The sequence below is a fragment of the Thioclava sp. ES.031 genome, assembly GCF_002563775.1.
Lineage (GTDB): Bacteria > Pseudomonadota > Alphaproteobacteria > Rhodobacterales > Rhodobacteraceae > Thioclava.
In genome coordinates, this window is sequence record NZ_PDJO01000001.1 from 3,230,883 (window position 1) to 3,255,372 (window position 24,490).

Consider the following 24,490-nt stretch of genomic DNA (forward strand, 5'->3'; position numbering starts at 1 on the left):
CCATGCGGATCGACACCACCCGCGCGATCCTCTCGGACCTGATCGCCTACCCGACGATTTCGACCGACAGCAATCTGCCGATCATCCACTATATCGCGGACCGGCTGGAAACCGTCGGCGCGGCAGTGGAGGTGATGATCGACGAGAGCGGCCACAAGGCGAACCTCTTCGCGACACTGGGCGCGCCGCGCGACGGCGGGCTGGTGCTGTCGGGCCATTCGGACGTGGTGCCGGTCACCGATCAGGACTGGACCGGCGATCCGTTCGACATGACCGAGCGCGACGGCAAGCTCTACGGGCGCGGTGCCTGCGACATGAAAGGGTTCATCGCGGCCTGTCTCGGCTCGCTCGACCTCTTGGCCGAGGCCGCGAAAACCCGCCCGATCCATTTCGCCTTCACCCATGACGAGGAGGTCGGCTGTCTGGGCGCGCAGGAACTGGTGAAGCTGCTCGCGAAACGCCCGGTCAAACCCGCGCTTTGCATCATCGGCGAGCCGACCTCGATGCAGGTCTTCGACGGCAACAAGGGCTGCTGCGAATATACCGTGCGCTTCGAGGGTCTGCCGGGTCACAGCTCCGCCCCCGAGAAGGGCGTGAACGCGGTCGAATACGCGGTGCGCTACATCAACCGCCTGTTCGAGCTGCGCGCCGAACTTGTCAAACGCTGCCCCGAAGGCTCGCGCTTCGACCCGCCGCAGACGACGCTCAACGTGGGCGCGCTGAAAGGCGGCATCTCGCATAACGTGATCGCGCCCCGTGCCGAACTGGCCTGGGAAATGCGCCCGATCAACGCCGCCGACATGGAGTTCGTCAAAGGCGAGATCGCGAGCTACGTCGAAGACACGCTGCTGCCCGAGATGCGTGCCATCGCGCCAGAGGCCGGGATCGCTACCGAGACCATCGGCGAGGTCGTGGGGCTCGAGCCGATGGACGACAATGCCGCGCGCGATCTGGTCTTCGCTCTGACGGGTCAGAACCATGCAGGCTGCGTCGCCTTCAACACCGAGGCCGGGCTGTTCCAGTCGCTCGGGATGGATGCGGTGATCTGCGGGCCCGGCTCGATCGAGCAGGCCCACAAGGCCGACGAATTCGTCTCGCTCGAGCAGATGGATCAGGCGCTGACGATGCTGGGAAGGCTCGCCAGCGCCCGAACCTGACCGCTCTTACGCGGCGGCTTGTCGCACAGGGGTGGCGGCGGTCTCGCGGTAATGCGCCTGGGCTGCGGCAACCCCGCTGCCCAGCTCCACCGGCAGGCCGAGATCGACCATCGCCATCTCGGCCGTGGCCAGCCCCGAGAGCGCCATCACATCGGTCATCAGACCCAGATGCCCGATGCGGAAGACCTTGCCCGCGACATCGCCCAGCCCGCCCCCGAAGGCCACGCCATAGGTGTTGAGCGCCTGCGCCACGATCCGGCTCGCGTCGAACCCGTCCGGCGCACGCACCGCGCTGACGCTGTTGGAGTAGAGATCGGGCGAGACGGCGCAAAGCTCCATCCCCCAGGCCGCCACCGAACGGCGCACGCCTTCCGCGATCCGGGCATGGCGGGCGAAGACATTGCCCAGCCCTTCCTCCAGCAGCATGTCGCAGGACGCTTTCAACCCGTTCAGCATCCCCACCGGCGGCGTGTAGGGATAACCGTTGGCCGCGTAGCCCGTGCGCATGTCGCGAATGTCGAAGAAGCAACGCGGCAGCTTCGCGCCCTCGACCGCCTCCAGCGCCTTTTGCGAGAACCCGGTGATGGCGAGGCCCGGCGGCAGCATGAAGCCTTTCTGGCTGCCGGTGACGGCCACATCGACGCCCCAGTCATCCATCCGGAACTCCATCGACCCGATCGAGCTGACGCCATCCACGAAGAACAGCGCCGGATGCCCCGCCGCATCCATCGCGCGCCGGATGCCCGCGACATCCGAGGTCACGCCGGTTGCGGTCTCGTTATGAGTGGCGAGCACCGCCTTGATCTGGTGGCCCGTATCGGCGCCGAGGATGTCTGCGAAGCGCTCGACCGGGATGCCCTCGCCCCAGGCCACACTGACCACCTCGACCTCCAGCCCGTAGCGCTGGCACATGTCGATCCATTTATGGCTGAACATCCCATTGCGGCAGGCCAGAACCTTGTCGCCGGGCGAGAGCGTATTGGTGATCGCCGTCTCCCAGCCCCCGCTGCCGGTCGCGGGGAAGACGAAGGCCTCGCCCGTGGTCGTCTTGAGCACCTTCTTCACACCGTCCAGCGCCGGGTGGATGATATCGGCGAAACCGGGGCTGCGGTGATCCATCGTCGGAATATCGACGGCTTTGCGCAACGTCTCGGGGATGTTGGTCGGGCCCGGAATGAAAACGGGATTGAGATGGATCATGACGCCTCCTCCATGTGTCGGAAGCGTTTCTACCATGGCGGGGCTGACGCAGAAATTTTTACGGATCGTGGGCGTTTGCGCCGCATCAGCCAAGAATTCGGAGGGAATTCAGGGCTTTGAGTTTTTCATACAGTGAAATTAGATTTTGTTTTATACTGTGTAAGATATTTCTTTTTGCCACTCAGAGGTGCGCCCGATGACCATGCCCCGCCGGAAGGGCCGCCCGAAAGGCTTCAACACGGACCCCGCGCAGGGCACGATCCTCGCGCTGGACCGGGCGCTCGACGTGCTGGACCTGCTGGCGCGGCATGGCGGGCTGTCTCTGAGCGCCATCGCGCGCGAGCTGGACCAGTCTCCGGCGACGATGCACCGGGTTCTGGCCACGTTGCATGCCCGCGATTTCGTGGAGCCCGATGCGCAGGACTGGCATATCGGCCCGGCAGCCTTCCGCATCGGCTCGGCCTTCCTGCGCCGCACCAATGTGTTCGAGCGCGCGCGGCCGCTGATGCAGGATCTGATGCGCTCGACCGGGGAGACGTCAAATCTGGGCGTGGAGCGCGCGGGACAGGTGCTGTTCACCGGGCAGGTGGAGACGCATGATCCGATCCGGGCGTTCTTCCCGCCAGGCACGGTCGCTCCGCTGCACGCGTCGGGCATCGGCAAGGCGCTTCTGAGCACCTATGCCCCGGATCGGCTCGACCAACTCCTCGCAGAGTACGACTTCACGCGGTTCAATGACCGCACGATCGGCGATGCGCCGACGCTGCGTGCCGAACTGGCGCGGGTCACGGCGCGGGGCTACGCGGTGGACGATGAAGAACGTACGCTGGGCATGCGCTGCATCGCCGCGCCGATTTTCGACGCGCATGGCGACGCGGTGGCGGGGATTTCGGTCTCCGGTCCCGTGCAGCGAATTCCCGATAGCCGCCTGCCCGCCCTCGGGCACGCGGTCGCTCAGGCGGCGAAAGCGATCAGCCACCGGATCGGGGCGGCTTAATTCAGCCGCTGACCGGTTTTCGGATCGAAGAGATGCAGGTCCTCGGCATTCACCGAGAGCCGCACCTGCCCCGCCGCCTGCTTCTCCATATGCACGCCCGGCAGCGCCGCCGTCATTGCCTCGCCGCGCCCTTCGAGCGTGCCGTGCAGGAGCGTATTCGCCCCCAGCGGCTCGGACAGGGTAACATTCAGCGTCAGCGGCCCGTTACCGTCGGGATGCAGGTGTTCGGGCCGAATCCCGAGACTGACGGGGCGATCGGGCAGATCGGTCGGGCCGAGCGTGACATGGCCCAGCATCACCTGACCGCCGCGCACCTCGGCATCGAGAATGTTCATCGACGGGCTGCCGATGAATTGCGCGGCGAAGATCGTCACGGGGCGCTCATAGACTTCGAGCGGCGTGCCGATCTGCTCGGCCACGCCGCCATTCATCACGATCATCCGGTCGGCCATGGTCATCGCCTCGACCTGATCGTGGGTCACATAAAGCGCGGTCACGCCCAGCTTGCGCTGCAGCTCGCGGATCTCGACGCGCATCTGCACCCGCAGCTTGGCGTCGAGGTTCGACAGCGGCTCGTCGAACAGGAAGACCGACGGCTCGCGCACGATGGCGCGGCCCATCGCCACCCGCTGCCGCTGCCCGCCGGACAGTTCGCGCGGCTTGCGCTCGAGATAGTCCGACAGCTGCAACAGCTTCGCCGCCTCATCGACGCGGCGCTTGATCTCGGACTTCGCCATGCCCGCGATCTTCAGCCCGTAGCCCATGTTCTGGCGCACCGACATATGCGGGTAGAGCGCGTAGTTCTGGAACACCATCGCGATGTCGCGGTCCATCGGCTCGCGCTCGTTCACGCGGGCTTCGCCGATGCGGATTTCGCCCTCGGAGATGCTCTCCAGCCCCGCGACCATGCGCAGAAGCGTCGATTTCCCGCAGCCCGACGGACCGACGATGACGATGAATTCGCCATCCTGAATGTCGATCGAGACCCCGTGCAGAACCTCGGTCTTGCCAAAGCGTTTCTTGATGTTTTCGAGTTCAACGGTCGCCATTGTCTGCCCTTATTTCTCGCTGTCCACGAGGCCGCGAATGAAGAGTTTCTGCATCGAGATCACCACGATCACCGGCGGGATCATCGCGAGGATCGAGGTCGCCATGATGACCGGCCAATCGGCGATATCGTCGCCCGACGGGAACATCTGCTTGAGCCCCATGACGATGGTGTTCATCTCGGGATTGGTGGTGATCAGGAGCGGCCAGAGATACTGGTTCCAGCCATAGATGAAGAGGATCACGAAGAGCGCCGCGATATTCGTGCGGCTCATCGGCAGCAGGATATCGAAGAAGAAGCGCATCGGACGCGCGCCATCGACGCGAGCGGCCTCGGCCAGCTCGTCCGGCACCGTCAGGAAGAACTGCCGGAACAGGAAGGTCGCCGTGGCCGACGCGATCAATGGCAGGATCAGGCCGGAATAGCTGTTGAGCATCCCGAATCCCGCGACCACCTCGTAGGTCGGCACGATCCGCACCTCGACCGGCAGCATCAGCGTGATGAAGATCATCCAGAAGAAGAAGCGCCGCCCCGGAAAGCGGAAATAGACGATCGCGAAGGCCGACAAGAGCGAGATCGCGATCTTGCCGAGCGCGATCCCCAGCGCCATGACCAGCGAGTTCACCAGCATCGTGGCCACCGGCACGTTCACACCGGAGAACAGCGCATCCGAGTAGTTCTGGATCAGGTGCGAGCCCGGCATCACCGGCATCGGCGCCTGCGCGATCTCTTGCTGCGTGTGCGTCGAGGCCACGAAGGCCAGCCAGATCGGGAAGAAGATCACCAGCACGCCCGCGATCATCAGCACATGGGTCAGCCAAAGACCGGAGCCGCGCTTCTCCACCATGCCCGGGGGCGGTTCGTTGTGCATGTCAGCCATCAGTAATGCACCCGCTTCTCGACGAATTTGAATTGCAGCACCGTCAGGAAGCCCACGACGACCAGTAGCACCACGGATTGCGCGGCGGAGCTTCCGAGATCCTGACCGACGAACCCGTCCGCATAGACCTTGTAGACGAGGATCGTGGTGGCCTGTTGCGGCCCGCCGGAGGTGATCGTGTGGATCACGCCGAAAGTCTCGAAGAAGGCGTAGACGATGTTGACGACCAGCAGGAAGAAGGTCGTGGGCGACAGGAGCGGCAGCACGATCGTGAAGAAGCGCCGCCAGAACCGCGCCCCGTCGATCGCCGCCGCCTCGATCACCGATTTCGGCACCGCTTGCAGCGCCGCGAAATAGAACAGGAAGTTGTAGCTGATCCGCCCCCAAGCCGACGCCACGACAACGAGCCCCATCGCCTCATGCTCGTTGAGCACATGGTTCCAGTCGTAACCCATCTGGTTGAGATAGAAGGCGACCACACCGATCCGCGTGTTGAACATGAACAGCCACAGCACACCGGCCACCGCGGGCGCGACCGCATAGGGCCAGATCAAGAGCGTGCGATAGGTCCCCGCCCCTTTCACCAGCCGATCCGCCAGCACCGCGAGGAACAGCGCCGGGATCATCGAGACCAGTGTCACGAGGGTCGAGAACACCGCCGTCGTCACGAAGGACGCGCGGTAATAGGGGTCGTTGAAGAGATATTCGAAATTGCCGAGGCCCACATATTGCATCGACAGGCCGAACGGATCGGGGATGAACAGCGATTGCCACACCGCCTCGCCCGCCGGGTAGAAGAAGAACACGCCCGAGACGATCAACTGCGGCGCAAGCAGCAGCATCGGCAAGAGCCAGCCCTTGAAGGTTACGCGTTTTTCCATATCGGGATCGGGGCCTTCGAATAGAAATAGCCGCGGGCAGGTCTCGCCTGCCCGCGGCCGGATTTGGGTTAGCGGTTGGCTTGCTCGAAGCGGCGCAGCAGCTGGTTGCCACGCTCCACCGCGTTGTCGAGCGCGTCCTGAGCGGTCTTGTCACCGGCCCAGACAGCTTCCAGTTCCTCGTCGATGATGCCGCGGATCTGGTCGAAGTTGCCCAGACGGATGCCCTTCGAGTTCTCGGTCGGCGCATTCGCGGTCATCTGCTTCACGGCCACATCGGTGCCGGGGTTCGCGTCATAGAAGCCCTGCTCGCGGGTCAGATCAGCCGCAGCCTTGGTGATCGGCAGATAGCCGGTGTCCTGGTGCCACTTCGCCTGCACTTCCGGCGAGGAGAGATAGCTCAGGAACTCGGCGACCCCCTTGTAGTGGTCGTCATCCTTGCCCGACATCACCCAGAGCGAAGCGCCCCCGATGATGGTGTTCTGCGGCGCACCGTCCACGTCACCCCAATAGGGCAGCGGGTGCACTTCGAAGTTGAACTTGGCTTCGGACTTGATGCCCGCGTAGCCGGCCGAGCTCTCGGTGAAGAGCGCGCAGGTGCCGGCGCGGAAGTCGGCGCCACCTTCGTTGCGGCGGCCCTTGTAGATGAACTCGCCCTTCTTGGCCCAGTCACCCAGCGTCTGGATATGCTTGACCTGAACGGGGCCGTTGAATTCCAGCTTCGCGTCGAGACCGGCGAAGCCGTTCTCTTGGCTGGCGAACGGCACGTTGTGATAGGCCGAGAGGTTCTCGAGCTGGATCCAGCTCTGCCACGCGGTGGTCATCGGGCAATCGACGCCCGAGGCCTTCAGCTGGTCGAGCACCTTGCCGACATCTTCCCAGGTGGTCAGCGGCGCATCCTTGGCCACGCCTGCCTCGTCGAGCATGTCGCGGTTGACCCAGAGAACCGGCGTCGAGGAGTTGAAGGGCAGCGACAGCATCTTGCCGTCGGTGGTGGTGTAATAGCCCTTCACCGCGCCGATATAATCGTCGGGATTGAAGTCGACGCCCGCGTCGGCCATCACCTGATAGACCGGCTTGATCGCGCCCTTGGCGGCCATCATCGTCGCCGTGCCGACCTCGAACACCATCAGGATGTCGGGCTGCTCACCGGCGCGGAACGCGGCGATCCCGGCGTTCAGCGTTTCCGAGTAGTTACCCTTGTTGGTCGCCACGACCTCATACTGGTCCTGGCTGGCATTGAAGTCCTTGACCTGCTGATCGACGAGCTCGCCGAGACGGCCGGTGAAGGCGTGCCAGAATTGGATTTCCGTCGCTGCATTGGCCGTGAAGGGCGCAATGAGCGAGGCCGACGCAAGCGCCGCACCGAGTGCAAAATTCTTCATGTCTTCCTCCCATATGTAGCGGGATTCATTGTTGGATGGATCTGAGGCCCCAAGCGAAGCCTCCGCGCTACGCGGCGTAGTGTGCGGATGTAACAGGAACAAAACAAGAGAGTGATTTCGTTTTCGCTTTGACGCTCGGTCGCGTTACCCGATGCGGAGCCGTGCCTCCTCAATCCCTATTTTTCATAGGAATTTCGAAGTTTCTCGAAGATAGGCCGATCCAGCGCTCACGATTTTGTGAAGCGCTTTTTTGCGCGATTCGACGAGAACCGAACAAAAACCGACAGCTCCGCGCAATGCCCGAGCATGTTTCTCCCCGCCCCCGCCGCGCTTTGCCGAATCCCTCCGATTTGTTAGCCTGTTGAAATGGTTCAACTCGGTTCGGATCATCGTCATGTTCGTTGCGTCGTATCAGTTTCCTGCCTTTCCGATCCTTGCCGCGGCAGGGATCGCCCTCGCATCGACGGGTGCAGCATTCGCCCAAAGCTCCGCTGAGAACCCCGCCCTGCGCTGGGATCAGGCCGAATGCCTGCGCGATCATGCGACCGATTACTTCGAACGCCATGACTTCCCGTCGATCCTCTTCGTGGGCTTTTGCGAGGACGGGATTTTCGACCCCTCCGCCGCAGAGATCGCAAAGGGGACGAGCCGCAATTCCGCCATCGACTCCGAAGGCCTGCCGCGGCTGAAATCCGGCGCCGTCATCCCCGCCAATCCCAAGGCGGCGGTGCTGGTGCTGACGCGCGCACAACTCGAATGCCTACATGACGAGTTTGACCGCGTCGCGCGCAAGCAGGTCGCGAAGCTCGACGAGACAACCGAAATTCCGGTGGCCGAGCTTGATTTCTCGGGATGCCCGCAGTGAGCGCGGGGCAGACGCCGCCCCCTGCCGCAGACGCCCCCAATGTGCCCAGAGACGCGCCTGAAACGGATACCGCCCCGCCCGAAGTCGCGTCCCGGGAGCGCATAAGCCTGCTACGGATCATCGAAGCGGGGTCGTGGGCCGCCACGATCATCGCCCTCGGCTTCACCGGCTGGCAAATCTTCCAATGGCGCGAGGACCGGAAGGCTGATCTCTCGCTCGAAATGGTCGCGCGGTTTTCCGACCTCGAATATGCGGGCCGCGCGCGCCGCCAGCTCGCGCAATTCTGGTGGGAGAATTCCGACGATCTGGCGAAGGTGACGGCCGTCGATGGCGGCATCCCCCCGGCGCAGCGGCGGAACTTCCTCGATCTGCTGTTCCAAAGACAACCGGCGCCGCAACGCCAGATGCAATTCGCCGCCGTGTCGGAAATGGCGAATTTCTTCGATCAGGTCGAGTTGTGCATCGCGACCAAGCGTTGCGACGCGCAGATCGCCACGGATTACTTCTGCGGCTACGCCGCCAACTTCGCCGACCTCTACCAAGGCCCGCTCACCCAAGTCCGTGAGACCTTCGGCACGGCGGGTCTCGGGACCGGCCTGCAGAATTTCGTGGAGGCCAGATGCGACGACTGATCCCAGCCCTCGCCGCGCTGAGCGTCCTCGGCATCGCCCCACCGGCCCCCGCCGCCGATATAGACTGGGCACCGCCGATCACGGATGAGTTCGTGTTGCCTTATATCGGCGTGGATATGGCCACCGGGACCAAGCCGGGCGACAGCTTCGATTTCAAGAACGCGTTGCACATTCAAATCAGAGGCGAAATCACGCCCGGCGACGCAGAAACATTCAGAAACCTGATCACCGACAAGGCCAGCGAGATCTTCGATCCGATTTCGGGCGGGGTGAATATGCGCGCTGTCGTCGTCTCTCTCGACAGTGACGGCGGCGATTTCTATGAGGGCCTCAAACTCTCAGACTCGATCCGCGGCTTCGCTACATTCGTCGGAAAGGGCGACCGGTGCCTCTCTGCCTGTGCGATCGCATTTCTGGGCGGCTCAGAACGGATGCTGCGCGGCTACCCGATGTGGAACGCGCGATACGTTCACACCGAGGGCGTCGTCGGATTTCACGCGCCATTCTCGAGCCTCTCGAATACGCTGATGATCCCCGATGGCACGCCGTTTTCGGGCACGCTCGGCAATCAGATCGCCACGCAATTCTACGCGCAGGCTCAGGACGCCATCAACGAACTCACGAAGCGGATGGGGACATGGAATATCGCTCCGGGCTTCGTCTTCGAAATGATCGGCAAGAAATATCAAGGGGGTGTCCGCAAACTGTGTTGGTGTGCTTCGTGATCTTTTGAAATGGCTTATATCTCTCCGCTTTGCCCGCGGAGGATGCCCTTGCTACACCACGACTTTCGCCGTTTTCTCAACGCCCTCAACCGCCTGAACCCGGCCCAGATCGAGGATACCCAAACGAAGATCCGAGATCTCCGGAGAAAGACGGAAGCAATCTCGGAGATCGAAGCACGGACAAACCAAGAACACAAGTGTCCGTTCTGCGGTGACGAACGGCGCCAGAAGTGGGGGCGCACCCGCACCAAGATCCAACGCTACCGATGCTCCGGTTGCAAGAAGACCTATTCCGGCCGCACCGGCAGCGCCATCGGCCGCATTCATCGCCCGGACCTGTTCATGGTGGCGCTGCGGGATATGCTGGGCACCTCCGCACCGAAGTCGGTGCGCAAGCTCGCCACGCAGCTCGACGTCAACAAATACACGGTCTGGCGCTGGCGGATGCTCGTATTCTTGATCATCGCGAACAGCAGCGTGGCGGCGAGTTTCTCGGGAATCATCGAGGCGGATGAAACCTACCAGCGGGAGTCGCGCAAGGGTTCTCGCGAATGGGTTCGTCACTTCGCAGATCCAAAGAATGTCGCGGCGCCGCCCCGTCCCAGGTGGGAAGATTACACGACCAAAGGGCTGAAGATGATGCGAGGGCTCTCCAGATGGCAACTCCCGATTCTTACGGTCGCTGACCGAGGTGGGGCGCGCCTTTTCAGGCGCCTTCCCAACCGCAAGGGCGTGACACTCCAGCGCGCAATGAAGCCGCTGGTGCCCGGCGATGCCGTGCTCTGTTCGGATGGCGCGAATGGCTACATGAACCTGGCGGCAGCGGTCGGCTTGGAGCACTTCGTAGTCGGCAGCAAGCCAGGCACGCGCGTGGCTTCAGGCTGCTATCACATCCAGAATGTGAACTCCCTGCACGCCCGCTACAAAAGGTTCATCAAGCCCTTCTGTGGACCGGCCACGAAGAACCTCTGCGGCTACATACGATGGCTGGAGGCCAGGCTTGCAGGGGTGAAGCCCGCTGACATACTCCGGATAGCCTGAGCGACGGCCCAAGTATCAGAAAGGGATCTCATCATCCTCAGCAGGTTGCTCAGGGAGTGCGCCGGCAGGAAGTGGAAGGTTCGTCGTGATGAAGAGATTGAGAATATCGCCTCGATCCATGAACATCACCTGTGATCGTTTTGAAGCGTCGAGCTTTCCGCCCAGCCAGTTCCTGGCCTGCTTCGTGATCTCGCCCCCGGCTACGATGAACGCATGGTCAACCAAGACCCTCCGGTTCAGCTCTGGATCGAATATTTCGTGGCCCAGCATCATACTGACCTGGTTATGAATCTCTGCGACGTTTGCATTTCCAGACTTGCCCACTCCAGCGGAGTCCAGCTTTCCCTTCTTTGCCTGGATGCCAAAGTAAAGCACGTGCAGTGTCGGGAGCGTATATTTCATCCAGACATCCTTGCCGTATTCCAGGGCCTTATCTTTGTGACCCGCCGCAGTAATGCGGTGGAAACCCAACTGTCGGAACAGGGGTAAGAGCACTTCCTCGATCAGTTCATCTTCGGAGCACCGGTCCAGATAGTCGGAAAGATGCTTCCCACGCGCGATCTCCACTGACGACAAGGGACGATGAGGATTTACGAGTTGGGCGATCGTGTTCGTCTTGATGTGCCGCATCTGGGCGATGGCGCCATCATCGTAGAAAACTTCCCAACCTTCTCGCCGCAGCACCGTATTCACGGCAGACAGCGCACTGGCGCGGTCGTCGTCTCCTGTCTGCGCTTCCCCGCTGTCGAGCAGTGTTTGAATGATGCGAATAAACGGGTCGGGAGGAAGTTGTGGCGACTGCTGAGGAAGCGCCATGACCTCTTCAAGCCGATCCGCCACCCAGCGCCAACGTGTGCTGCCGTCATGGACATACTCAAGGTCGCAGTCCTCGAAAAATTCGGTAAGGAAGGAGCTGGAACGGTAAGGGAAATACGGACCCGCCTCCTCGTCCCCGCAGATCATGCGAGCGAGCTCACGAAGACTCCTCTTCTTCCAGTCCATGACAGATTTCTCCTGCATCATTCCGTTTGAGTGAATGTGGGGCTATTTCAACAAGGGCGAAAGAAGATACTCGGTTACCGGAAAGAGTGCTGGAGTCGAGCGGGCGCCAACACGGTTTGCGGACACCCCCAATATCAAAAGGACGACGACAGGCCGCTGGGCGAGCAGTACCTGCTGATCAATTCCTATAACCGGCTCGATCAGACCAAAACGACTGTCCTTGCCGACCGCGCCCCGAACCCGGCCAATGTGGACATTCTGGGTGCCATAAACGTCTGCGAATTCGTGGTATTCGCAAATACCGGCCGCCGGGTGATGACTGGCCCGCCCGTATCTTCAGAGACCATCCCGGAGCGCGGCCTGATCCGCTTGTGGTCACGTTACTCAAGCTTCGGACAGGCGACAGAAGAAGGCCTGAAAACCTCCGGCGGCTCCCGCCCTCGGCTGCTGAGATCCAAGATCGGCCCGCTCACGTCGAACGTCCTTTTGCCCGCGGCGGGCGACGACTCCTATTACCTGCAGGCGAAGCTCGCAGGTCCCGGCCGCGTCGACTGCAACGTGTTCAAGGACGCTGACGGGCGCTGGTATGTCAAAACCTACAATATCGACATCCATGCCAACGATACGTTTCTCACGATGGACGGGACGACAGCCACGCAGCGCGATGTGCTCGACTACAAGGGCCCTTACCCGATCAACGATTTCACCATCCTCGGCCCCGACGGCGTCTGGAACAACTTCCCCGCCATCGAGCCCTCCGAAGAGCTCGCCCCGATCCTCGCCCAATTCCCCGATGTCACCGGCCCCAGCTTCGACTGCACCGGCAAGCTCGATCCGGCGGCGGAGGTGATCTGCCTGATCCGCCCGCTCGGCCAGCTCGACGGCGTGCTGGGCAAGCTCTACCCCCGCGCCGTCGCGAAGGACGCAGACGGCACGAAGCAGAGCCAGCGGCATTGGCTCAAGATCCGCGACCGCGCCTGTCGTCCGGGCGGGATCGACACGAACGATCCGCTGCAATTCCGCAGCCTGATCGACTGCCTCACCTACTTCTACGAGATACGCCTGAGAGAGCTCGAGCAGATCGCCTCGAATTAACCGCCATAGCGGAAATTGCGCACATGCGCGGGCATCTCGACGCCCTCGAGGTTGCGCGGATCGGGGATCGGGTCGCCCATCTCCATACGGACCGGGATCACCCCGGCCCAGATCGGAAGCGCGTAATCCTCCTCGTCGTCACTCGGCCCGCCGGTGCGGATCTTCGCGGCACCCTCGGTGATCTCCATCCCCAGCACGGTCGTCGCTTTCAGATCCTGCGCGTGATCGGGGCGCAGCATCTCGTAGCGCCCCGGATAGAGATGGTTCACGAACGCCCCGAGCTTCTGCAGCTTCTCCGCCGGATCCTCCACCTTGAACGCAGTCCCGTAGAGCATCACCGACCGCGTGTTCAGCGAATGATGCATCCCCGAGCGCGCCAGCACCAACCCGTCGAGGATCGAGACCGTCAGGCAGACCTCGGCCTGCGTCTCGCTGCGCAGAGCACGGCTCGCGGAAGAGCCATGCCAATAGACGTGATTGCCCTCGCGCCATTGCATGGTCGGCGTCACGTAAGGCTTGCCGTCGCGCACATAGCCCACATGGCACATCGGCTGCGCATCGAGGATCGCGTTGATCGTCTCGCGGTCGAAATGGCCGCGCTCATGCAGGCGGCGCAGACGGGAACGGTCGGTCACGGGAAGGGTCTCGGTCATGGGGCTCTCAATCAAAGCGGGTCTCTCTTGTCCCGGCAGCGATACCGCCCTATTGGATAGGAAAACATGTCCAGTTTCGCCAAAATGTACCAGTCCAATCTGAACGCCGCCCTTTTCGGCCTGTCGCTGGATCGCCGCTCCGGCTTGCCGCTGCACGCGCAGCTGACGCAAGCGCTGCGCGAGATGCTGCGCGCCGATCCCGCCGCGGCCGGAGAGCGCCTGCCGCCAAGTCGCGCTCTGGCCGAGGAGCTGTCGGTCTCGCGCATGACGGTGACCACCGCCTATGACCAGCTGATCGCCGAGGGCTATCTGGTCACGCGTCCCGGCGGCGGAACCTATGTGGCCGAGGACCTGCCCCATCTCGCACCGCCCGCGCCGCGGGACGCACCACATTCACAGCCGCACGCGGCACAGACGTGGCTGCCCTTTCAGCCCGGCCTGCCCGATCAGGCGCTGTTCCCGCACCGGCTCTGGGCGCGCCACCTCGAACGGGCATGGCGCAACCCCGATCCCGCGCTTCTCGACCGGCCCGACCCGTTCGGCTGGCACCCTTTGCGGCAGGCGATCCGCGACCACCTCGCGGCATGGCGCGGCCTCGACTGCGCGACCGAACAGGTGGTGATCACCGGTGGTGCGTGGGATGGGTTCGACTTGATCGCGCGGGCGGCGCTGCCCCCCGGCGCGCTGATGGCGACCGAAGATCCCGGCTGGGCGACGATGGGCCATGTGCTGACCGCAAGCGGGATCACCGAGCGCCCGGTACGCATCGACGCCGAGGGGCTCGATCCCGCCGATCTGCCGGCCGAGACCCGCGCGATCACCATCACCCCCTCGCGCCATTTCCCGACCGGGATCGCAATGCCACTGACGCGTAGGCTGGCGCTGCTTGACTGGGCGCGCGAGCACGATGCGCTGATCGTCGAGGATGACTACGACAGCGAGTTTCGCTATCGCGGCCAGCCGCTGCCGGCGCTCGCGGGGCTCGATGGGTTGCAGCGCGTGATCTATATGGGCAGCTTCTCGAAACTGCTCAGCCCGGCGCTGCGGATCGGCTATCTGGTGTTGCCCGAGCGGCTGCTAACCCCGATGCGCGACGCGATTGCGACGACCGGATCGCGGGTCTCGATGGTTCCGCAACCGGCGCTGGCGAGTTTCATGGAGAGCGGCGAATTCGCGACCCATCTGCGGCGGATGCGCCGCCATTACGCCAAGCGCCAGCGTCACCTTCTGAGCGAACTGGCGGGGCTGGAGGACTATCTCCAACTTCAGCCCGACCCGTCGGGAATGCATCTCTGCTCAGGCCTCGGCCCGGCCCTCGCCCCTCTGGGCGACCGTGCGATATCCGAGCGCGCCAAAGAGGCTGGCCTCACGCTGCGCGCGCTCTCCGCCCATGCCCGCCTGCCCGACCCGCCGCAAGGCCTGCTCATGGGCTATGCCGCCTTCGACGAACCGGTGCTGAGCACCGCCGCAAATACGCTGCGCACCCTGCTGAGGACGCTTTAGCAGATACGCGGCAACTGCTCGCCCACCAGCATATCGACGATGCGCTGACCGCCGAACGCCGTCGTCATTCGCACCTGCTTATGCCCCTCGACCGCACAGCCCACGATTACCGCGCCGGCCCCTTCGGGCCGCGCGCGCATCGCGGCCAGCGCCGCCTCCGCCTCGGCCTCGGGCACGAAAACCACCAGCCGCCCCTCATTGGCCAGATACAGTGGATCGAGCCCGAGGATCTCGCACATCCCGACGACCTCAGTGCGCAGCGGCAACGCATCTTCGGCGATCTCGATCCCGCAGCCCGCAGCCTCCGCAATCTCGTTGAGCGCCGAGGCCAGCCCGCCCCGCGTCAGATCGCGCGCGGCTTTCGCGCCCGGCGCCACCGCCAGCACATCCGCCATCAGATGCCCCAGAGCGGCGCAATCACTCTCGATCGCGCTCGACAGCGCCAGATCGCCGCGCGCAGCGAGGATCGTCGCACCGTGATCGCCCAGCACCCCGTTCACGATCGCCACATCGCCGGGCGCGACCAACCCGGCGGCCATCTCGACGCCGCCGGGGATCACGCCGACGCCCGCTGTGGTGACGAACACCCCGTCGCAGGCCCCGCGCCCGACCACTTTGGTATCGCCGGTGACGATCTTCACACCGGCAGCCTCCGCCTCGCGCGCCATCGTCGCGACGATCCGGCGCAGAAGCGCGATCTCGGTGCCTTCCTCGATGATGAAAGCCGCCGAGAGCCAGAGCGGCTTCGCGCCCCCCACCGCCAGATCGTTCACCGTACCGCAAACCGCGATCTTGCCGATATCACCGCCCGGAAACTCGATCGGCGTGACGACATAGCTATCGGTCGTAAAGGCCAGCCGCGCGCCGGGCTCGGCCAGCGCCTCAGCCTGCAGCCGCGCCTGATCCTCCATGCCGGGCGGCGCGAAGACCGAGGTGAACACTTCCTCGATCAGATCCCGCATCGCCTTGCCGCCGCCGCCATGGGCCAGCGTCACCCGCTCGTCGCGCAGAGCCATTCTAAACACCTTCGCCTTGGTTCAAATATCCCGGGGGAGCGCGCAAGCGCGGGGGCAGAGCCCCCTCTTCCCTCAATCACTGTCGCCCTCCGGCGACGGGGGCAGAGCCCCCCTACTCCGCCGGCTCGACAGCGCGCGCGCCGCCATATTGCCAATAGGCCGCACAGGCCCCTTCGGAACTCACCATCAGCGCGCCAAGCGGCATTTCCGGCGTGCAGCCGCGCCCGAATTGCGGGCACTCCACCGGCTTCATCCGCCCCGTCATCACCTGCCCGCAAGCGCAACCCTCGGCCTCTTCGACCTCGCGCCGACCGGCGGCATAGCCGATGCCGAATTTCTCCTCGGCGTCATAGGCCTCGTATTGCGTACGGATGCGCAGGCCGGACTTGTCGATCTCGCCCAAGCCGCGCCATTCAAAAGACGGCCGCGTCTCGTAGACATCGTCGATCGCGGCAAGGCTGACCGGATTGCCATACTCGGGCACGACGCGGGCATATTGGTTCTCGACCTCGGCGCGGCCTTCGGCAATCTGACGCAGCACCATCAGCACCGATTGCAGCAGATCGAGCGGTTCGAACCCGGCCACCGCGATCGGCTTGCCGTAATCCTGCGCGATGAAATCGTAGGGATGGATCCCGATCACCATCGAGACATGGCCGGGCCCGATGAACCCGTCGAGGCACATATGCGGATCGTCGAGCAGCGCCTTGATCGGCTCGGGCACGGTGATGTGGTTACAGAACACGCTGAAATTGCCCAGCCCCTCGCGCGCGGCCTGCTGGATCGCGAGCGCCGTGGAGGGGGTCGTGGTCTCGAAGCCCAAGCCAAAGAACACCACCTCGCGTTCCGGGTTGCGGCGCGCCAGTTCCAGCGCGTCGAGCGGCGAATAGACCATGCGAATATCCGCGCCATCGGCCTTCGCCTGCAGAAGCGATTTCTTCGTGCCCGGCACACGCATCGCATCGCCGAAAGTGGTGAAGATCACGCCCTCTCGCTCGGCGATCTCGATGCATTCATCGACCCGCGCACGCGGCAGCACGCAGACCGGGCAGCCGGGGCCGTGGATGAACTCGATGCCTTCATGGACCAGCTTGTCGAGCCCGTAGCGGAAGATCGAATGGGTATGCCCGCCGCAGACCTCCATGATGTGGACGGGCTTGTCCTTCATCGCGCCGATCTGATCGGCCACCTTGGCGATCTCGGCCAGCAGCACCTTGGCGGCTTTCGGATCGCGGAATTCGGATGCGAATTTCATCTGTCTCACTCCCCTGCCAGCGCGGCGTCGCCCGCGGCCATCTGTTCCAGCGCCTCTTGCGCCTCGCCAAGATCGCGCAGCGCGATCAGCGTCTTTTCGGCCTCGTCCTCGTCGATCAGGCTCATCGCGAAGCCGACATGGATCAGCGCCCATTGCCCCACGAGCCCCTCCAGCGCGCCCTCGGCCACGCAGGCCACGTTCACCTCGCGGCGCACGCCCGACACCTCGGCCATCGCCATCTGGCGCGTCTCATCGGTGATCGCCACGATCTGGCCCGGAATACCCAAACACATCAGTCACTCTCCTCCTCAGTGGCCACCGACGGGTCGGCGATGCCGTAACGATCCAGTTTCGCCCGCAGGCCCACGCGCGACAGGCCCAGCTCGGCCGCCGCCCGGCTCTTGTTCCAGCGGTTGCGAGTGAGCGTCTCGCGCAAGATGCGCATTTCCATCAGCTCGATCCGGTCCTTGAGCGTGCCCTCGGCGGTCATCACGTCCTCGGCGGCGCGGTCGGCGCCCTCATCCGACGGATCGGCCTGCAGGATGTGACGCGAGATCAGCTCGGCGCCGAGCACATTGTCCTGCGCAAAGATCAGCATCCGCGTGACCTCGTTGGTCAGTTCGCGCAGATTGCCGGGCCAGTCGTAATTCTCCAGAAATTCCAGCGCCGCCGCCTCGAAACCCATCACCGGCTTGCCATGGCTCGTCGCGACCTCGGACAGGATCGCCTGCGCCAGCATCGCAACGTCGCCGCGCCGCGCGCGCAGCGGCGGGATCGCGATCTCGCCAAGGCTCAGCGCGTAGTAAAGATCGGTGCGGAACCGCCCCTCGGCGACGCCTGCACGCAGGTCGCCCGACGCGCCCGCGATCAGCCGCAGGTTGGTCGAGACCGCCTCCTGCCCGCCCACCGGCGTCACGGTCCCGTCGCGCAGCATCCGATGCAGCGCGAGTTGCAACGCCGGGCTCGCGCCCTCGATCCCCGCCAGATAGAGCGTGCCGCGATCGGCCTTCTGCGCGAGCCCGATCTTGGCCACGCCGCCGGGCAGCACGCCGCGCTTGGCGCCGAACAGCTCGACCATCGCGAGATCTTCCGGCATCCCGGAAATGTTCAATTCGTAGAACGGCTTCTCCGAACGCAGCGAGCCGTAATGCATCGCCCGCGCCATCTGCGTCTTGCCCGTACCCGGCTCGCCCGTCATCAGCACCGGCACGTCGAAGCTGGCATATTGCCGCGCGAGCGTGACCGCCGCGTTCATCGCGGAATTGGGCGAGCGCAGGATCGTCTCGAACCCCATGCCCTCGCGCAAGGACCGCCGCCGCTTCTCGACCCGCGTCTCGGTGGTCGAGTTGAGAAAGCGCATCTCCAGCGTCAGCCGTTCGTTCTCGCGCGACAGCTGGAACATCCGCGCGGCATTGCGCGCCACCGCCAGAAGCTGCTCGGGATGCCAGGGTTTGGCGATAAACTGGTGAATGCCCGCATCGTTGATCGCGGCCACCATCGAGGCGCTGTCGGTATAGCCGGTGATGACGATACGCACGGTTTCCGGCCAACGCTCGCGCACCTCGGTGAGGAAATCGACCCCCGAGCGGCCGGGCATGCGCTGATCGCAAAAGATCACCTGCACCCATTCCTCTTCGAGCACCGCCATCGCCTCTTCAGCCCTCGGCGCGGTGAGGATCTCGAACTCGTCCTCGAGCGCCATTTTCATGGCCTGAAGCGAATGGGGCTCGTCATCGACGAGGAGGATGGCCGGGGTCGAGCCAGTCATGACGCGGCCTTCCGGTCGAGCCCGCGCTTGAGCCAATCGAGCCAGGCCTGCATCCCCTCGCCCGTGCGGGCGGAGACGCGCAGCACCTCGATCTCCGGATTCACGCGCTTGATATTGGCCTCGTAGAGATCGAGATCGACATCGCAATAGGGGGCCAGATCGGTCTTGTTGAGGATCGCGAGACCGGCGGCGGCGAACATGTCCGGGTATTTCAGCGGCTTGTCCTCGCCCTCGGTGACCGACAGGATCGCGACCTTCGCATCCTCGCCCAGATCGAAGGCGGCGGGGCAGACGAGGTTGCCGACATTCTCGATGAACAGAAGCGACCCTTCGGGCAGCGCGAGCCGGTCGAGCGCGGTCTCGACCATGCGCCCGTCGAGGTGACAGCCCTTGCCGGTGTTCACCTGAATGGCCTTCGCGCCTGTCGCGCGGATGCGGTCCGCGTCGTTCGTCGTCTGCTGGTCGCCCTCGATCACCGCGAGCGGCGTATCTCCCAGCATCTCGATCGTGCGGCACAGGAGCGTGGTTTTGCCCGAGCCGGGAGAGGAGACGAGATTGGTCGCGAAGATAGCCTTCTGCGCCAGTCGCGCCCGGTTCTTCCCGGCGAAATCATTGTTTTTCGACAGGATATCGGTCTCGATCTCGATCAGACGTTCCTGGCTCATGCCCGGCACTTCGGTGCCTGCCGCCCCAAGGCCGATATGGATATCGCCGTGGTCGTGGTGGTGATGGTGGGGGGCGTGATCGTGAGAATGATGGCTCTGCGTGGGTGCCGGGGCCGCCGGGGCTCCTTGCGCGAGTACCGCCAGAGGCGTCGCTTTCGGCACAGCCTGACCGCTCTTTTCCAGATGGGCGCGGAACTGATCTTCCACGCTATGTCCGCTGCATCCGCACACCGTGCACATCAGAGCACCTCCATATCCTTGATCCGCATCTCCTCGCCGCCCTGCGCCAGCAATTTGCCGCCGCCGCAGTTCGGGCAAGGGTCCAGTCGATGTTCGATTTCCACAGTCTCCGCGCAATCATAGCAGAGCGCTTTGCCGGGAATGTCGATAATCTGCAATTCCGCGCCTTCCGCGGGCGAGCCGCGCATCACCACGTCGAAGGCGAATTCCAGCGCGTGTTTCTCGACGCCCGCGAAGCGTCCGATTTCGAGCCGCAGCGTGGTCACGCGCGAAAAGCTGTTGGCCTTGGCCGCATCCTCGATCACGCCGCGGATGCCTTCGGCGATCGACATCTCATGCATCGGCGACCTCCCGCATCAGAACTGGCACGCAGGGATCGAGTATGTCCACCACCAAGCTCGCCAAAGACGCTTTCTCTGCAGGCAGGGTCTCCAAGCTGAGCTGCAACATCCCGCCGGGCACGGTCAGATGATCGGTCGGCGTGATCCGCGTGAGCGCGCTCACACGACCGGCGCTCAGTCTGACCTGCAAGGTATAAGCGCCACGCGCCGCCGCGACCGAGGCCACGCCCGGCGCGATCCGGCTTGCGGGTGGCCGATCGAAGCACAGCCGATCCAGATCGACAACGCGCCCCAGCGACCGCCAGAGCGGCCCGCGGCCGTAGCGCGCTTCGGCCTGACGCATCAGATCGGCGTCGCGCACCCGTCCGGCGGCGGAATTTTCCTGCGGCACCAGCGACAAAGGCTGCGACAGGTCGGGCAGATCGGCCACCGCTTCGCCCGGCGCGAAGCGCTCCGCGATCGCGGCCAGAAGCGGGCTAATCCCCGCGCCGGAACTCAGCCAGTCCGCGAGCTGTAAGGGCCGCGCACCGCCCCAGATCCAGCGCTGCAACGCCGCGCCGCCCTTCGACCACTCCGCAGGCAGCGGCATCGGGTCGTGACCGATCAGCGCAGGCCAGCGCAGGCATAGCTTGGATAGATGGTCGCGCAAAATCTCGCGCCGCGGGTCGCATCCGGCGGTCTCCAGCCCCGTCGCGAGCCGCACCGCGAGGCCCTGCGCCATGCCGCACAGGTTGAACAGGCGAGGCATCAGTTCCGCGACCTCTTCGGGCGTCTTGCCCAGCATCATCGCCTCGACCGGGCTCGGCGCGGGCAGCGCAAGCACCGCCTTCAGCCGAGCGCCGTCACGCGCAATGGTTATGCCGAGCGTCTGGTTCATTCCGCGTCATCCGCCGCGTCGCACGGCGCATCCTCGGCCAGACCGGCCGAGATCAGCTTGCGCCGGGTCGGCTGCGCCATCTCCTCGACGCGCGCATCTTCCGCCGCCTGCGCAGCCTCCGCCTCCTCGACCGCGGCAAGCTCGGCCTCGCGACCGGCGCGGATTTCGGATTTGCGATCCGTCTCGGCGCGGTTCTCGTCCTTGAACAGCTCCATCATGATCGCGCGGGCGACATCGGTCGCTTGCATCTGCGTCTGGAAATCGCCCATCGGCGAGAAGAGCGAGCACGCCTTGTAGCCGCCGCCCATCTCGCGGACGTTATGGATGAACTCATAGGTGCCGGACGGGAAATCGATGTTTTCCTTGGCGCCGGGGACCAGCGCCGACCAATCCTCGCCCTCGCGCGGCAACATGATCAGGTTCATGAACCACGGGCTGACAAGGACACCGAGCCCGCGCCCCTCATGGGAGACGAACCCCACCGGCTCGACCGAGAGCGCCTTGTTCACCAAGGGCACGTCGCGCATTTTCGAATGCCAGACCTCGCGGAAATCGGCGGTGAGCTTGGCCACCTGTTCCTCGATCCGGCGCGCCTCCAGCATCGCGGGCGCGCCCGGATCGGTCTGCACCATGAACTGCTCTTTCGGCGCATCGCAATTGGGGCAATGCCAGTCCTCGGGCAGCATTGAGAACGGCGTGCCGGGCAGGACCTGACGGAAATCGTCGCCCTCCGCCGGATCGTAAGGCGTCCAGCAGATCTTGCATTCCATGATCGCCTGATCGGAAATCCGATCATTGGCGCCCATGTAGCTTCCCTCGAACCCCGCAACGCTCATCGGATCGCCTCCAGCACTTCGACGATCCGCTCGGCGGAGTCGGCGAGGTCCTCTTTCGCGGCGATCGCCACTTCGGGCATCGTGGTCACTTCGAACGTGTCGAGGATCAGCGTGTCCATCGAGTTGAAGAACTGCACCCGCCAGACATGGGGTAGCCCGGTCGCGGTGACGCGGCAATTGCCGTAGCCACGCGACAGGATCGTCACCGCGCCTTCGCCCGTCGCCGCGTCGAGCCAGGCGAGGTCTTCCTCGGTATGGGGCAGCAGGGTCAGGTTCACCACATGCGGCTCGCCGCCCATGAAGCTGCCCGATTTATCCTCCAGTTCGGCCATCAGCGCCGGCGCGTTCACGACGCCCGGACCGCGCGGATGGGTCTTGCCTTCGGCCTTGCGGAACGGCTCGAAGGCGCGGCTCAGCGCCGCCGAAGGGACCGGACCGACCTCGATCTTGTCGACGCCCGAACCGGCGATCATCCAGACGCCCGCGAAGACCGACTCCTGCACCGCCAGCGCCGGGATGCCGCGGATCTTCATCGCGACCTCGCCCTGCCCCATCGTCTCGGCGATGAGCGCGCGGTTCTCGGCGTCGAGATGGCTCAGATCGAAGCTCGCCATGCCGCCTTGCGCCGCCGCCGCGCAGGCCTTCGCCACATCGGCGAGCGTCTTGAGCGCGGGCGTGACGCTGGAAGGGTCGTCGATGTCGGGCATATGCGCCGAATAGGTGCGCATACCGGAGGGAAGCTTCATATATTCGAGCTGTGCATCCTCGTCTTCGGGTTGCGAGCCGGGACCGAAGCCCATGGGCGGAAGGTGGAAATTGGAAACCATCGTCTCAGCCTTTCGCGGTCAGGATATGGGAGGTGCGGGCGACGTAATCGTCCCAGTCGCGGATCTTCTCGATCGCGCCGAGAAACTCACCCTCGCGGTAGAACAGGAAACCGGGGGCTTTCAGCGCGCGGGTCTGCTGGCGCAGCTCGGTCTCGATCGCATCGCCCACCACGGCGCAGTCGAAGGCGTGCTGAAAGGCCATGCGGATTTCCGGCAGCACAACGGCGGCGTCGGGGGTCTCGAGGTTGCGCTTGGCGTCGCCCGGAATGAACAGGCAATGCGCCCCGGGACGCGCGGTGAACTCGGCCACATCGGACATGTTCGCCAGAAGCGGATAGCCCATCTCGTCGATCAGGCGGGTCACCAGCGGGTGCATCGCGCCCGAGGGCGCAGCCGTATCGGGCATTGCGAAATCGTGCATGTGTCTCTCCTCAGGCAGTCGTTTTGCCGGCATCGCGCGCGGCTTGCAGATGGGCCGGCAGTTGCGGCTCGCGGGCGTCGAGATCGGCGAAAGCATCGCCCAGATCGCCGCCCTGCATCAGAGCCCGCAGCCCGCCAAGCGCGGCCGCGATCTTGGTCGCCTCGTCCTCGGTGATCACCTCGCGAGAAGCCCCGAGAAAGGCCAGAAGCCAGTCGCCGGGCTTGGCGTCGGGCGTCAGCGACAGGTCGATGATGCCGGGCTGTCCCTCTTCGAGAACCTCGCCGCGGATGCCATCGACCGCCACCAGTTGAACCGGGATTCCGACGCACATCAGGCGCGGACCTTCTCGGCGCCGGGGAAGAAGCGGTGATCGCCCATCCGGCAGGCCTCGCCCTCGGTCGGGCGGCCCCCTTCGTAAGCCCCGCGGCGGATCGAGGCATCGGCGAGGTCATCGGCCTGCGTCACGCCTGCCGCGATCGAGATACCCCAGCGCGCCAGTTCGGCCTCGCATTCGCGGATCGCGGGCTCGATCTGGGCGGCGACCGCGGGGCGCAAACCTCCACCGTAATCCTCCAGCTCGACCGGCTGGCAGCCGATCAGCGTCAGCTTCGCCGGGCAGCGGTTCATCAGCTGCGCGGTGGCGATCACGTCCTGAAAACCGGTCTGGTGCAGGCTCATTTTCTTGGCGCCCATGAAGGCGGGGACGTCGTCGTCGCGCAGCACCCGCATCTCGCCCGGCTCCAGCCCGAAATCGATCGCATCGAAGACGATCAGCGCATCGGCCTCTTCGAGAAACGGCAGCAGATAGAGCCCCTGCGTGCCGCCATCCAGGAGCTTGACGTTGTCCGGCACGGCGCGGGTCTCGGCCATCACCTCGACGCAGCGCACACCGAAGCCCTCATCCGCCCAAAGAACGTTCCCGATACCCAGAACGAGCACCCGGTCCGGTGCAAAATCCGACATGATTTCCTCCCTCTCCCCGAGGCGGCAAGCGCGTTGCCATCCTCGCCTCGAACCGACAATAGGCTTTGCAGAGGGGCGGATTTCACGGAAATCGCACGAAACTGCGACAATCTGTCTAGTATTTGTTTTTACGAAATTTTCTTGGAAAATGCGTCGCTATCAAAGCCGCCAATGTGGAAACTATATTTCCACTTAAGCAGACCTTTCGCAATAAAGCCTT

27 protein-coding genes are annotated in these 24,490 nt (G+C 64.3%); 8 read left to right on the forward strand and 19 right to left on the reverse strand.

Translation table 11 applies throughout. The annotated features are described in order from the left end of the window. Positions 1–2 precede the first annotated feature (2 nt). Positions 3–1,157, forward strand: coding sequence for an acetylornithine deacetylase (gene argE / locus AXZ77_RS15295; RefSeq protein ID WP_098411817.1), 1,155 nt, complete (start codon positions 3–5; stop codon positions 1,155–1,157). Between the two features lie 6 nt (positions 1,158–1,163). Here argE and bhcA read toward each other — a convergent pair whose 3' ends face one another. Further along, positions 1,164–2,357 carry an L-aspartate--glyoxylate aminotransferase BhcA gene (gene bhcA, locus AXZ77_RS15300; protein WP_098411818.1) on the reverse strand — a complete coding sequence of 398 codons (1,194 nt, stop codon included), beginning with the start codon at positions 2,355–2,357 and terminating at the stop codon, positions 1,164–1,166. Between the two features lie 196 nt (positions 2,358–2,553). On the opposite strand from bhcA, the gene bhcR reads away from it, so the two are divergent. After that, complete coding sequence (gene bhcR / locus AXZ77_RS15305; RefSeq protein WP_098411819.1) at positions 2,554–3,354, forward strand: HTH-type transcriptional regulator BhcR; 801 nt, start codon at positions 2,554–2,556, stop codon at positions 3,352–3,354. Here the strand turns inward: bhcR and AXZ77_RS15310 are convergent. From AXZ77_RS15310 to ugpB, 4 genes are all read right to left on the reverse strand, one after another. Beyond that, the gene (locus tag AXZ77_RS15310) at positions 3,351–4,403 is read right to left on the reverse strand and encodes an ABC transporter ATP-binding protein (protein ID WP_098411820.1); all 1,053 of its coding nucleotides are present in this window, start codon (positions 4,401–4,403) and stop codon (positions 3,351–3,353) included. The two genes, bhcR and AXZ77_RS15310, sit on opposite strands and share 4 nt — an antisense overlap. A gap of 9 nt (positions 4,404–4,412) precedes the next feature. Next, complete coding sequence (ugpE, locus tag AXZ77_RS15315; protein ID WP_078601076.1) at positions 4,413–5,249, reverse strand: sn-glycerol-3-phosphate ABC transporter permease UgpE; 837 nt, start codon at positions 5,247–5,249, stop codon at positions 4,413–4,415. Between the two features lie 32 nt (positions 5,250–5,281). Next, positions 5,282–6,163, reverse strand: a complete 882-nt coding sequence (ugpA, locus tag AXZ77_RS15320) for a sn-glycerol-3-phosphate ABC transporter permease UgpA (protein WP_078520423.1) — start codon at positions 6,161–6,163, stop codon at positions 5,282–5,284. A 68-nt stretch (positions 6,164–6,231) separates the two neighbouring features. Continuing rightward, entirely contained in the window at positions 6,232–7,545 is a 1,314-nt protein-coding gene (ugpB, locus tag AXZ77_RS15325) for a sn-glycerol-3-phosphate ABC transporter substrate-binding protein UgpB (protein WP_098411821.1), read from the reverse strand. A gap of 394 nt (positions 7,546–7,939) precedes the next feature. Between ugpB and AXZ77_RS15330 the strand changes: the two genes are divergently transcribed. From AXZ77_RS15330 to AXZ77_RS15345, 4 genes are read left to right on the forward strand one after another with little or no spacing between them, the layout of a single operon-like run. Further along, positions 7,940–8,410 carry a hypothetical protein gene (locus AXZ77_RS15330; protein ID WP_141536290.1) on the forward strand — a complete coding sequence of 157 codons (471 nt, stop codon included), beginning with the start codon at positions 7,940–7,942 and terminating at the stop codon, positions 8,408–8,410. Continuing rightward, on the forward strand, positions 8,407–9,042 hold the full coding sequence (locus AXZ77_RS15335; protein WP_141536291.1) for a hypothetical protein: 636 nt from the start codon (positions 8,407–8,409) through the stop codon (positions 9,040–9,042). The genes AXZ77_RS15330 and AXZ77_RS15335 overlap by 4 nt, the downstream gene beginning before the upstream one ends. Then, entirely contained in the window at positions 9,030–9,767 is a 738-nt protein-coding gene (locus AXZ77_RS15340; protein WP_098411824.1) for a hypothetical protein, read from the forward strand. Before AXZ77_RS15335 ends, AXZ77_RS15340 begins: the two co-directional genes overlap by 13 nt. A 48-nt stretch (positions 9,768–9,815) precedes the next feature. Further along, positions 9,816–10,808, forward strand: a complete 993-nt coding sequence (locus tag AXZ77_RS15345; RefSeq protein WP_176536054.1) for an IS1595 family transposase — start codon at positions 9,816–9,818, stop codon at positions 10,806–10,808. Between the two features lie 15 nt (positions 10,809–10,823). On the opposite strand, the gene AXZ77_RS15350 is transcribed toward AXZ77_RS15345, so the two are convergent. Further along, entirely contained in the window at positions 10,824–11,810 is a 987-nt protein-coding gene (locus AXZ77_RS15350; protein WP_098411826.1) for a hypothetical protein, read from the reverse strand. 315 nt (positions 11,811–12,125) lie between these two features. Here AXZ77_RS15350 and AXZ77_RS15355 point away from each other — a divergent pair, with 315 nt between their 5' ends. Continuing rightward, positions 12,126–12,905, forward strand: coding sequence for a lysozyme inhibitor LprI family protein (locus AXZ77_RS15355; protein WP_141536293.1), 780 nt, complete (start codon positions 12,126–12,128; stop codon positions 12,903–12,905). On the opposite strand, the gene AXZ77_RS15360 is transcribed toward AXZ77_RS15355, so the two are convergent. Beyond that, entirely contained in the window at positions 12,902–13,558 is a 657-nt protein-coding gene (locus AXZ77_RS15360; RefSeq protein ID WP_176536055.1) for a pyridoxamine 5'-phosphate oxidase family protein, read from the reverse strand. The genes AXZ77_RS15355 and AXZ77_RS15360 overlap by 4 nt on opposite strands. 66 nt (positions 13,559–13,624) lie before the next feature. Here AXZ77_RS15360 and AXZ77_RS15365 point away from each other — a divergent pair, with 66 nt between their 5' ends. Beyond that, the gene (locus AXZ77_RS15365) at positions 13,625–15,061 is read left to right on the forward strand and encodes a PLP-dependent aminotransferase family protein (RefSeq protein ID WP_098411828.1); all 1,437 of its coding nucleotides are present in this window, start codon (positions 13,625–13,627) and stop codon (positions 15,059–15,061) included. On the opposite strand, the gene hypE is transcribed toward AXZ77_RS15365, so the two are convergent. The 12 genes from hypE to AXZ77_RS15425 form a co-directional block, all read right to left on the reverse strand. Beyond that, positions 15,058–16,077, reverse strand: a complete 1,020-nt coding sequence (gene hypE / locus AXZ77_RS15370) for a hydrogenase expression/formation protein HypE (protein WP_098411829.1) — start codon at positions 16,075–16,077, stop codon at positions 15,058–15,060. The genes AXZ77_RS15365 and hypE overlap by 4 nt on opposite strands. Before the next feature lie 112 nt (positions 16,078–16,189). Further along, on the reverse strand, positions 16,190–17,332 hold the full coding sequence (gene hypD, locus AXZ77_RS15375) for a hydrogenase formation protein HypD (protein WP_098411830.1): 1,143 nt from the start codon (positions 17,330–17,332) through the stop codon (positions 16,190–16,192). 5 nt (positions 17,333–17,337) lie between these two features. Beyond that, positions 17,338–17,625 carry a HypC/HybG/HupF family hydrogenase formation chaperone gene (gene hypC, locus AXZ77_RS15380; protein ID WP_078520432.1) on the reverse strand — a complete coding sequence of 96 codons (288 nt, stop codon included), beginning with the start codon at positions 17,623–17,625 and terminating at the stop codon, positions 17,338–17,340. Next, positions 17,625–19,100 (reverse strand): sigma-54 dependent transcriptional regulator, encoded by a 1,476-nt coding sequence (locus AXZ77_RS15385; RefSeq protein WP_098411831.1) that lies wholly within the window; start codon positions 19,098–19,100, stop codon positions 17,625–17,627. The genes hypC and AXZ77_RS15385 overlap by 1 nt, the downstream gene beginning before the upstream one ends. Further along, positions 19,097–20,005 (reverse strand): hydrogenase nickel incorporation protein HypB, encoded by a 909-nt coding sequence (gene hypB / locus AXZ77_RS15390; protein ID WP_098411832.1) that lies wholly within the window; start codon positions 20,003–20,005, stop codon positions 19,097–19,099. The genes AXZ77_RS15385 and hypB overlap by 4 nt, the downstream gene beginning before the upstream one ends. Beyond that, the gene (gene hypA / locus AXZ77_RS15395) at positions 20,005–20,346 is read right to left on the reverse strand and encodes a hydrogenase maturation nickel metallochaperone HypA (protein ID WP_078520435.1); all 342 of its coding nucleotides are present in this window, start codon (positions 20,344–20,346) and stop codon (positions 20,005–20,007) included. The genes hypB and hypA overlap by 1 nt, the downstream gene beginning before the upstream one ends. Further along, a complete protein-coding gene (locus tag AXZ77_RS15400; RefSeq protein WP_098411833.1) occupies positions 20,339–21,223 on the reverse strand; it encodes a hypothetical protein in 885 nt (294 codons plus the stop codon). Before AXZ77_RS15400 ends, hypA begins: the two co-directional genes overlap by 8 nt. Continuing rightward, on the reverse strand, positions 21,220–22,059 hold the full coding sequence (gene hybE / locus AXZ77_RS15405; RefSeq protein ID WP_098411834.1) for a [NiFe]-hydrogenase assembly chaperone HybE: 840 nt from the start codon (positions 22,057–22,059) through the stop codon (positions 21,220–21,222). The genes AXZ77_RS15400 and hybE overlap by 4 nt, the downstream gene beginning before the upstream one ends. Continuing rightward, on the reverse strand, positions 22,056–22,886 hold the full coding sequence (locus AXZ77_RS15410) for a hydrogenase expression/formation protein (RefSeq protein WP_098411835.1): 831 nt from the start codon (positions 22,884–22,886) through the stop codon (positions 22,056–22,058). The genes hybE and AXZ77_RS15410 overlap by 4 nt, the downstream gene beginning before the upstream one ends. A gap of 4 nt (positions 22,887–22,890) precedes the next feature. Then, positions 22,891–23,307: a hydrogenase accessory protein gene (locus AXZ77_RS15415; RefSeq protein ID WP_083075898.1), complete on the reverse strand. Its 417-nt coding sequence runs from the start codon at positions 23,305–23,307 to the stop codon at positions 22,891–22,893. Positions 23,308–23,317: 10 nt separating this feature from the next. Next, on the reverse strand, positions 23,318–23,638 hold the full coding sequence (locus AXZ77_RS15420; protein ID WP_098411836.1) for a HypC/HybG/HupF family hydrogenase formation chaperone: 321 nt from the start codon (positions 23,636–23,638) through the stop codon (positions 23,318–23,320). Continuing rightward, entirely contained in the window at positions 23,638–24,270 is a 633-nt protein-coding gene (locus AXZ77_RS15425; RefSeq protein ID WP_098411837.1) for a HyaD/HybD family hydrogenase maturation endopeptidase, read from the reverse strand. The genes AXZ77_RS15420 and AXZ77_RS15425 overlap by 1 nt, the downstream gene beginning before the upstream one ends. Positions 24,271–24,490 lie beyond the last annotated feature (220 nt).